The sequence below is a fragment of the Mesorhizobium sp. M3A.F.Ca.ET.175.01.1.1 genome, from assembly GCF_004791945.1.
Lineage (GTDB): Bacteria > Pseudomonadota > Alphaproteobacteria > Rhizobiales > Rhizobiaceae > Mesorhizobium.
Genome location: NZ_SRTP01000018.1, coordinates 84,090 through 93,337, shown reverse-complemented (window position 1 = coordinate 93,337; position 9,248 = coordinate 84,090). Strand labels below are relative to the sequence as shown.

Here is a 9,248-nt window from a genome sequence, read left to right as displayed (position 1 = left end):
CTCCCGCCAACACCGCGCTCCTCAACCGCATCGCCAGAAACATCCTTCAGGGCGCCGATGTCGACAAAGTCCCCATTAGCCACCGCATCAAGAAATGCGCCTGGAATGACGACTACCTCATCCAGGCGCTTACTCATATGCGATAGCCCTGGCCCTTGCGGGGGAGATGTCCGGCAGGACAGAGAGGGGTGTGCGGGAACACAGACCTAGGCGTGGTCTATTTTTACAACCAGCGTGCATGGGTAGGGCGAAAGGCTGGCGGGACAGCACCCCCCTCTGCCTTGCCAGGCATCTCCCCCGCAAGGGGGGAGATTGGCAGCTACGCCGCTTTCGCCAATTGTCAGCGGTGGCGCAAACACTCCTCGTCTGAAGCTCTTGCGGATGCGGCACAGTTGGGGAATGTTCCGGCATCGCTGGAGACCCCGATGCCCGACGCCGCCAACCATTTCACCTTCGCGCTGATCTGCCTCGGCATGGTGCTGACGCCGGGACCGAACATGATCTACCTGATCTCGCGCGCGCTGTCGCAGGGGCCGAAGGCCGGGCTGATCTCGCTCGGCGGCGTGGCGCTGGGGTTCCTGTTCTATGTGCTGTCGGCTGCGTTCGGCATCACGGCGCTGCTGTTCGCCGTGCCTTTTGCCTATGACGCGTTGCGCTTCGCCGGCGCGCTCTATCTGCTGTGGCTGGCCTGGCAGGCGCTCAGGCCCGGCGGCCGCTCGCCATTCCAGGTCCGCGAGTTGCCGAAGGACAGGCCGCGCAAGCTGTTCGTCATGGGGCTGATGACCAACCTGCTCAACCCGAAGGTAGCGGTGCTTTATCTTTCGCTGCTGCCGCAGTTCATCAACCCGGCGAAGGGCCATGTTCTGTCACAGCTTCTGGTGCTGGGCGTGACGCAGATCTCGATCAGCCTCACCGTCAACGCCATCATCGCGGTGACCGCCGGCTCGATCGCCACCTTCCTTGCCGGACGGCCGTTCTGGCTGGTCATCCAGCGCTGGATGATGGGCACTGTGCTGGCCGCGCTGGCGCTGAGGATGGCGACCGAGGCGCAACGGTAGAGCAATTCCAGCAAGAGTGTGAAACGGTTGGGCTCGGCGACTTCGCCGTAGCCTTCCGTCCGGAATTTGCGTCAAAACAAAGAGATAGAGCGGCTTGCCGTTTGAAACGGTGAGCCGCTCCAGCCGGGCCGGCGATATTCAGGCCCGGCCCGAGCTGAATCTCAGCGCGCCCAGGTTTTGCTCTACATCGGCCGGCGCACCGGCCGGCTCTTCTCCGGCTCCACAACCCTGCGGTAAAGATGCCAGGTCGCATGACCGAGGACCGGCACCACGACGGCAAGGCCGGCAAACAGCGGGATCGAGCCGATCACCAGCAGCACGGCCACAGTCAGGCCCCAGAGCGCCATCTGCAGCGGGTTGGCCATCACTGCGCGCGCCGACGTCTCGATGGCCGAGACGGCGCCGACATCGCGATCGAGCAGCAGCGGGAAGGCCACGACCGTCGTCGCCAGCACGATGACGGCGAAGACGAAGCCGGCGGCGTTGCCGAGCAGGATCAGCGTCCAGCCCTTGCCGGTCGTCAGCACCTCGCGCAGGAAGGTGCCCACGGAAGCCGGCGGCTCGGCGCCGAACAGGCTGGTGTAGATCGACTGCGCAGTGAACAGCCACAGAAGGAAGAGGGCGAAGAGCAGGATGCCGATCACCGCGATCGAGGGCAGCGCTGGTGAATGGCGTACGTCGAGCGCATGGTGCCAGCGGCTGCTCATGCCCAGCTCGCGCCGGCGGCTGATCTCATAGAGGCCGATCGCCGCGAAGGGGCCGATCAGCGCGAAGCCCGACATCAGCGGATAGACAAGCTGGATGGCGTTGGAGCCGGAGGTCCATCGCGTCAGGATCAGGCCGACGATCGGATAGATCAGGCACAGGAACACGTAGTGGGACGGCTTGGCCCAGAAGTCCTCGGCGCCGAGCCGCAGCGCATCCCAAAGATCCGACGTGGTGATGTGGCGCACCGTGGGCTGCACATGCATCCCTTGCGCGTCCGCCATGACATGAAAACCGGCCATAACCGTCCTCCGTTGATGTCGGGGCGGTCACCTCCTGGGGGGTGGCCGCCCAAGGCTGCCACTTCTAAACGCTGCGACCATAACCGATACTGGACCAAGAGTCGCCGCTTCAGGCGATTTTTGTCATCTGCCCGGCAAAAGCCATGATCGCCGGTATCAGAGGCGATATGACCATCTCCACCACCGAATCTTCCCTCCTCAATCGTCGCATGCTGCTCGGGGCCGCCGGGCTGGCAGCACTCGGCGCTGTCGCCGCCTGCAGCACCACCTCGCTGCCGACCGGCGAAGGCGCCGGCGTTTCGTCCTCCGCCACAACCACGCTGGCCAGCATCCGTTCGTCTGCCGGTCTGCCGGCGCTGGTTCCGGATACGCAGCTCGAGCAGGCGGCGCTCCAACAGGCCGGTTACATGGCGTCGGGCGCACGCATGAGCCATACCACCGGCTGGGGCAAGGATTTCGCCTCGCGCATGAAGGACAACGGCGTCCGGGGCGCCGCGGGAGAGAACATCGCCGAGGGAACTTTCGACCAGCGGGAACTGTTCGACAGGTGGATGCATTCGGACGGCCATCGCCGCAACATGCTCGATCCTGACTTCAGCCGCTTCGGACTCGCTTATGTGCGCGACGGCCGTGATCCCAATCTGCGCTACTGGGCGCTGGTGCTCGGCAGGTAGGAGCCGTCACGCGGGCGCGGTCATTCCTTGCGCCCGCCGCCGAGCATCTTCTCGATCTCGAGCGCGCCGATCGGCTTGCTGAAATGATAACCCTGCATCTCGTCGCAATTGTTCTTGCGCAGGAAGGCCACCTGGTCGTCGGTTTCGACGCCTTCCGCGATGACCCTCAGGTTGAGCTTCTGCCCCAGTGAGATAACGGCGCTGGCAACAGCCTGGTCGTTCTCGTCCGCGGCGAGATCGTTGATGAACGACTTGTCGATCTTCAAGCGTGCGACGGGAAAAGTCTTCAGCGAGCTCAGGCTGGAATAGCCGGTGCCGAAGTCGTCGATCGATATCTGCACGCCCAGGGCCTGGAGTTCGTTCATCGTGGAGACCGCCAGATCGACATCCTGCATGATCAGGCTTTCGGTGACCTCGAGCTCGAGATAGCGGGCCTCGAGGCCGCTGTCCGCCAAGGCTTTGACGACACGAGCGACAAGGTTCTTCTCGCGGAATTGCCGCGCGGACACATTCACGCAGACGGCGATCGGCGGCAGTCCGGCATTCTGCCAGGCCTTGTTCTGCCGGCACGCCTCCTGCAGCACCCAGTCGCCGATCTGCACGATCAGGCCCGATTCCTCGGCGGTCGGAATGAACGTCCTGGGCGACACCATGCCTCGTGTCGGATGCTTCCAGCGGACCAGCGCCTCGACCGCGAAGATGCGCCCCGTCCGGAGATCGAGTTGCGGCTGATAGAGAAGCATGAATTCCGAACGCGCCAAGGCGTTTCGCAACTCCTCCCGGAGCACGAATTTCTCATGCGCCCTGATGTTGAACTCGGGAGCATAGAACTGGAAATTGTCGCGGCCGAACTCCTTCGCGCTGTACATGGCCGCATCGGCATTGGCCAGCAGCGCGTCCAGGCTGGTTCCGTCCTTCGGGTAGTTTGCCACGCCGATGCTGGCGGTGGTCCTCAGCCGGTGCCCTCCCAATTGAATTGGAGCCGCGATCGCAACCTGGATCCTGCGCACCATCTCGGAGGCGTGATCGAGGTTCGTCGGCTGGTCGGACAACACGACGACGAATTCGTCGCCGCCGAGCCGCACGACGGTGTCCGACGGCGTGACGCACTGGACCATCCGGCTGGCGACGGTCTTCAGCAGCTCGTCTCCGGCGTTGTGACCGAGCGTGTCGTTGACCAGCTTGAAGTTGTCCAGATCGATGAACAGGATCGTTATCCACCGGCCGTAACGCTGGGCGTAGAGGATCGACTGCGATAGACGATCCTCCAGCAGCGCGCGGTTGGGAAGCCCGGTCAGCGCATCGTGGTTGGCCATGAAATGGATCTGCTCCACGGAAAGCTTGCGCTCGATGGCGATCCCGGCGATGTGCGTGGTGAATTCGATGAGCTTCCTTTCGGCGGCCGTCGGTTCGCGTGCGGTCATCGAGTACATGGCGAAGACGCCAAGCACCGCGCCCTGATGGGAAAGGATCGGCGTCGACCAGCACGAACGATAGCCATAGGGCGCGACCAGATGGCGATAGCCTTCCCAAAGCGGATCCTGCGTGATGTCGGTGACGAACACCGGCTCCCGGCGGTAGGCGGCGGTTCCGCACGATCCCGCCTTCGGACCGATGGCGCTGCCGTCGATGGCGCTCGTATAGTCTTTCGCCAGGCTGGGCGCCGAGCCGTGCCGCAGGCGGCCGCTCTTGTCGAGCAGGAGCACCGATCCAAATATCGCGTGGAGCTGGGATTCGACCAGCAGCATCAGCTTATCAAGAACGTCCTCCAGCGGCGCGCCCGTCGCGATCATTTCCAGAATGTGAGCCTGCCCGTCGCGGAGGACGTCGGCCCGCTTGCGGGCGGTGATATCGTGGGCGATGCCGAGCAGGCCGAGAGTCTCGCCGTCCGAATTGCGAAGGGGAACCTTTGTCGAGGACACCCATTTGCCGGCGCCGGAGGCATCGACAACGAATTCCTCCTCGTCGATCATCGGTTCTCCGCTGCGCAGTATTCTCTGTTCGCTATCGTGAAAACTGCGCGCCATCTCCGGGGCATGGAGATCGAAATCGGACAGGCCGATCATGTCGCTGGTCTTTTCCCGCCCGCTGTCGGTGGCAAGCGCCTTGTTGGCGACCACGAAGCGGCCATCGGCGCTCTTGATCCATAGATAATCCGGCACCCAGTCGATCAGCGCCTGCAGCGAGATCCGCTCGTCGGCGAACTGCCGGCTGGCGATGAGTTCCGTGATGTCCTCATGCGTGGCCACCCAGCCGCCGTCGGGCATCGGCTGGTGGCGGACCTCGATCGTGCGGCCATCGCTTAGTCTGGCGTTCCATGTTCTGGGCTCACCCGCTTTGTTCACCGACCGGGCCGCCTCGAGATAGGCGTCGGTCGGCATGACCGAGGTGCCGGCAGCCACGCGCAGTTCAATGATTTCGCGCAGCGTCATGCCCGGCTGCAATGCGCCTGGCGCAATGCCGTAGATCTCCGCATATCGGCGGTTGCACAGAATGATCCGTTCGTCGACGCCGAAGAAGCAAATGCCGAGCGAGATGTTGTCGATGGCCGTCTCGAACCGCAGCGCCTGGCTTTCGAGCGCAGTGATCCTGGCGCGAAGCTCCCGCTCGAGCGTTTCGTAGGAAGCTGTTGCCAACTTTGCCAGTGCGGCCAGTTCGGCCCTCTCTGGCGCTTCGTTGGCCCCTCTTGATGGTTTGGTGGCCAAGCAGAGTTCCTTCGTCCCAATGCCGGGAAAACAACAAGGCGGTCCGCGGCAGCTAAAGGCTGCGATATCTTGCCCATTACATACTAATGGTAGGTGAACGCACGCGGGAGACAGCTGGAAGCTGCACAACGTGACCGGCTGTGGTCTGGGTTCTCAAGATAACAAGCCTGCATGGATGGCCAGCGGATTGCAGACGACCGGCTCTGCTAGGCGCCGCGCAGGCGCGAGACTTGCTCGAATTCTTTGGGCTGGCGGCCCATTGTTAGGAACCGGGCGGATCAACTATTGCTAATGCAGTCGCGCAAAATATGGATGCTTTGGCTGAGGCTACTTTCCACACTCAGTCCATATGGGCCGCCGGCGCGGCACCGGCCGGCGCCGCCTTGGGCTTGCGCAGCAGGAACACGAACGGGATCGCCAGCAGCGTCATCACCATCAGGATTTTGAAATCGTTGACGTAGGAGATCATCATCGCCTGCAGGTTCACCGCCCTGTCCACTTGTGAAAGCGCCATCGGATCGCCGCTGGCCGCCGCCGGGGAAGCGGCCCAGAGGTTCGGATTATAGGGATTGATGAAGGCCGCGAGCTCGCCGTGATTGATCTGCGTGTTGCGCACCATGAGCGCCGCGACAACCGACACGCCGATCGAGGAGCCGAGATTGCGCACCAGGCTGAACAGCGAGGTGGCGTCGGTGCGGTAGCGCTCGTCGAGCGTGGCGAAGGCAACCGTCGACAGCGGCACGAACACCATGCCCATGCCCAGCCCTGGACGATGCCCGACGTGATGATCAGCCAGTTGTCCATCTGCGGCGTGAAGCTCGCCATCGTGTAGAGCGATTGCGCGGTGAGCAGAAAGCCGATGACGACGAGGATGCGCGCGTCGATCCTGTGCATGATGCGGCCGACCAGCAGCATCGAAATCATCGTGCCGACACCGCGGGGGCCCAACACGACGCCGATGGTCATGGTCGGATAGCCGAAGATGGTCGCCAGCATCGGCGGCAGCAGCGACATCGAGGCCAGGATCAACACTCCCATGACGAAAATGAAGGCCAGTCCGGTCACGAAATTGCGGTCAAGGAAGATCTTGGGATCGATGAAGGGATGCTCGGCCGTCACCGTGTGAATGATGAACACCCAGAAGCCGGTGAGCGACAGGCCAAGCTCGATCCAGATCTCGGCCGAGGAGAACCAATCGACCTCGCCGCCGCGGTCGAGCAGGAGCTGCAGCGCACCGACGCCGAGCGAGATCATGGCGAAGCCGAAGAAATCGAAGCCGCGCAAGCGCCGGGCAACGGCGGGCAGATAGGCGGCCATGCCAAGGAAGGCGAGGATGCCGACCGGCAGGTTGATGAAGAACACCCAGCGCCAGTTGAAATTCTCGGTCAGCCAGCCGCCGAGCGTGGGTCCGAGGATCGGCCCCAGCATGATGCCGGCGCCCCAGATGGCCATCGCCTGGCCATGGCGCTCCTTCGGGTTGATGTCGAGCAGGAAAGTCTGCGACAGCGGCACGATCGCGGCGCCGAACACGCCCTGCAGCAGCCGGAACAGCACCATGGTCTCGAGGCTCCAGGCGAGGCCGCAGAGCATGGAAAAGATGGTGAAGCCGACGACGGCGGTGAGAAACAGCTGCTTGCGGCCGAGGCGGTCGGCAAGCCAGCCGGTGACCGGCGTCATGATCGCGGCCGCGACGATGTAGGAGGTCAGCACCCAGTTGATGTTGTCGGGCGAGGCGCCGAGATCACCGGTCATGGTCGGCAGCGCGACATTGGCGATCGTGGTGTCGAGCGCCTGCATGATCGTGGCCAGCATGAGCGCGACCGTGATCAGGCCGCGGTGGGGCACTTCCTTGAAAGGTTCCGGCGTGCTCATGATGCGAAATTTCCGTGTCGGAAGCGCTTCAGCTTCGATCGAGCCGCTTGGCGGCTCGGCTCAAATGCCGATCCTTCCCACTCAAACAATCAGATCCCTGTTCACCGCGCGCTTCGCCGTCCTTACTGGTCGTGCTCGCTGGCGGTGGCGTGACCGAAAATCCAAGGCAGCCCGCGCGCCACGCCCGTGTCGACAGTAACCGTCGCGCTCATGCCGGTGCGCAGCGCCATCTTGGCGTCGGGGTCGGTCAGTTCGAGGCGCACCGGAATGCGCTGGGTGACCTTGACCCAGTTGCCGGTGGCGTTCTGGGCGGGCAGCAGCGAGAACTCGGCACCGGTGCCGGCGCCGATCGCCTTGACGGTCGCCTCGAAGGTCTTGCCCGGATAGGTGTCGACCACGATCTCGGCCTTCTGGCCCGGCTTCATGTTGGTGAGCTGGGTCTCCTTGAAATTGGCGTCGATCCAGGTGTCGCCGGTCTCGACCAGCGCAAACAGCGGCGTGCCGACGCCGACATACTGGCCGACCTTGAAGGACGACGCCTGATACACCACGCCGTCGGCCGGCGCCTTCACCGTGGTCTGCGCAAGGTCATAGGCGGCCTTGTCGCGCGCGGCCAGCGCCGACATCACGGTCGGATGCCTGTCGGTCTCGATATCCGGATTGCCGCCGAGCGCCGCCTTGGCGCTGACGATGCCCTGCTGGGCCACGGCCAGCTGCTGCTTGGCCTTGTCGAGGTCGTTGCGGGCCTCGTCGAGCGAAGACTTGGCGTTGATGCCCTTCTGGGCGAGATCGGCAGCGCGGTCATATTGCGACTGCGCGTAGTCGACCTCGCTGCTGGCCGATTTTTCCTGCGCCATCGCCTGGCTGTAGGCGGCGCGCAGCTGCTCGACATTGAGCCGCGCGGCGGCGACCGCCGCATCGGCCTCGGCCAGCGCGATCCGATAGGGCTCGGGATCGATGACGAAGAGAAGGTCGCCCTGCTTGACCGTCTGGTTGTCGCTGATGCCGACCTGAACGATGCGTCCCGCCGTATCGGAGGCGACGGAAATCCTGGCCTGCTCCAAATTGGCGTTCTCGGTTTCCTGGTAGCGGCCGCCCGTCACCCAGACATAGACGCCGCCGGCAAGCAGCGCCAGCGGCAGCGCGATCATCAGCAGGAAGCGGCCGGTGCGTTTCTTCTGCGGCGCCACGGGCGCCGGCTGCGGCGCGGGCGCCACGGAGGCAGGCGCCGCCGGTCTTGCCGGCGCTTCCAGTTCAAGCTTGGTCACGTTCTCGTCCATCTTGGCTGCCGCGTTCATGCTGCTCGCCCTTCCGTGTTCTTCATCTTTTCCAACGACGACGCTTCGCCGTCCGTCAAATTCTGCACGATCGCATCCAGGACCCGGATCAGAATCCGGCGATCTTCCGGCGACACGCCGGCCAGCGATTCCTCATAGACTTCGCCGGCGAGGCTCTTCACCTCGGCATAGGCCGCGTTTGCCTTCTCCGTCGGGAAGATCATGCGCACCCGACGGTCGGTGGCGTCGGGGCGGCGCTCGATCCAGCCACCCTCCTCCATTCGGTCGACCAGACGCGAGACGCTGATCGGCTCGATTTCGAGAAGCTCTGCGAGGCGCGCCTGGGCGACGCCCGCTTCCTTGGCGACGCGCACCAGGAGCCGCCATTGTGCCGACGACAGGCCGAGCCCACTGGCGCGCGCCTCGAAGCGCTTGCGCATGAGGCGCTGTACGTCGTGGATCAGAAATCCCAATCTTTCAATGCGTTCGGAAACCATGAGCGGCATATATAATAAGCGTGCTTACTATTCAAGAGGGATGCGCCGCTCCAAAAGCCGGAAAATGGGCATGATGGCGATGTATCACCATCGTGGTTAGCGACCGGTGAAGACTGGCGGTCCGCGGTGCCGCACCTTGAGGCGATGCATTCATGACA

The 9,248-nt window shown here is 63.7% G+C and carries 6 protein-coding genes and 1 pseudogene; 2 read left to right on the top strand and 5 right to left on the bottom strand.

The genetic code is table 11. From position 1 onward, the window contains the following. The first annotated feature begins 425 nt into the window (after positions 1-425). The gene (locus EN818_RS28230; RefSeq protein ID WP_095807511.1) at positions 426-1,058 is read left to right on the top strand and encodes a LysE family translocator; all 633 of its coding nucleotides are present in this window, start codon (positions 426-428) and stop codon (positions 1,056-1,058) included. Positions 1,059-1,240: 182 nt separating this feature from the next. Here EN818_RS28230 and EN818_RS28225 read toward each other — a convergent pair whose 3' ends face one another. Beyond that, a complete protein-coding gene (locus EN818_RS28225) occupies positions 1,241-2,065 on the bottom strand; it encodes a DUF2189 domain-containing protein (protein WP_095807512.1) in 825 nt (274 codons plus the stop codon). 167 nt (positions 2,066-2,232) lie between these two features. Between EN818_RS28225 and EN818_RS28220 the strand changes: the two genes are divergently transcribed. Then, positions 2,233-2,739: a CAP domain-containing protein gene (locus EN818_RS28220; RefSeq protein WP_095807709.1), complete on the top strand. Its 507-nt coding sequence runs from the start codon at positions 2,233-2,235 to the stop codon at positions 2,737-2,739. Positions 2,740-2,759: 20 nt separating this feature from the next. Here the strand turns inward: EN818_RS28220 and EN818_RS28215 are convergent, their stop codons facing one another. The 4 genes and pseudogenes from EN818_RS28215 to EN818_RS28200 form a co-directional block, all read right to left on the bottom strand. Then, complete coding sequence (locus EN818_RS28215; protein ID WP_129553992.1) at positions 2,760-5,444, bottom strand: EAL domain-containing protein; 2,685 nt, start codon at positions 5,442-5,444, stop codon at positions 2,760-2,762. A gap of 340 nt (positions 5,445-5,784) precedes the next feature. Continuing rightward, positions 5,785-7,316, bottom strand: a pseudogene (locus EN818_RS28210) (DHA2 family efflux MFS transporter permease subunit). Positions 7,317-7,438: 122 nt separating this feature from the next. Beyond that, a complete protein-coding gene (locus EN818_RS28205) occupies positions 7,439-8,614 on the bottom strand; it encodes an HlyD family secretion protein (RefSeq protein WP_095807515.1) in 1,176 nt (391 codons plus the stop codon). Next, positions 8,611-9,090 (bottom strand): MarR family transcriptional regulator, encoded by a 480-nt coding sequence (locus EN818_RS28200; RefSeq protein ID WP_095807710.1) that lies wholly within the window; start codon positions 9,088-9,090, stop codon positions 8,611-8,613. Before EN818_RS28200 ends, EN818_RS28205 begins: the two co-directional genes overlap by 4 nt. Between the last annotated feature and the right edge of the window lie 158 nt (positions 9,091-9,248).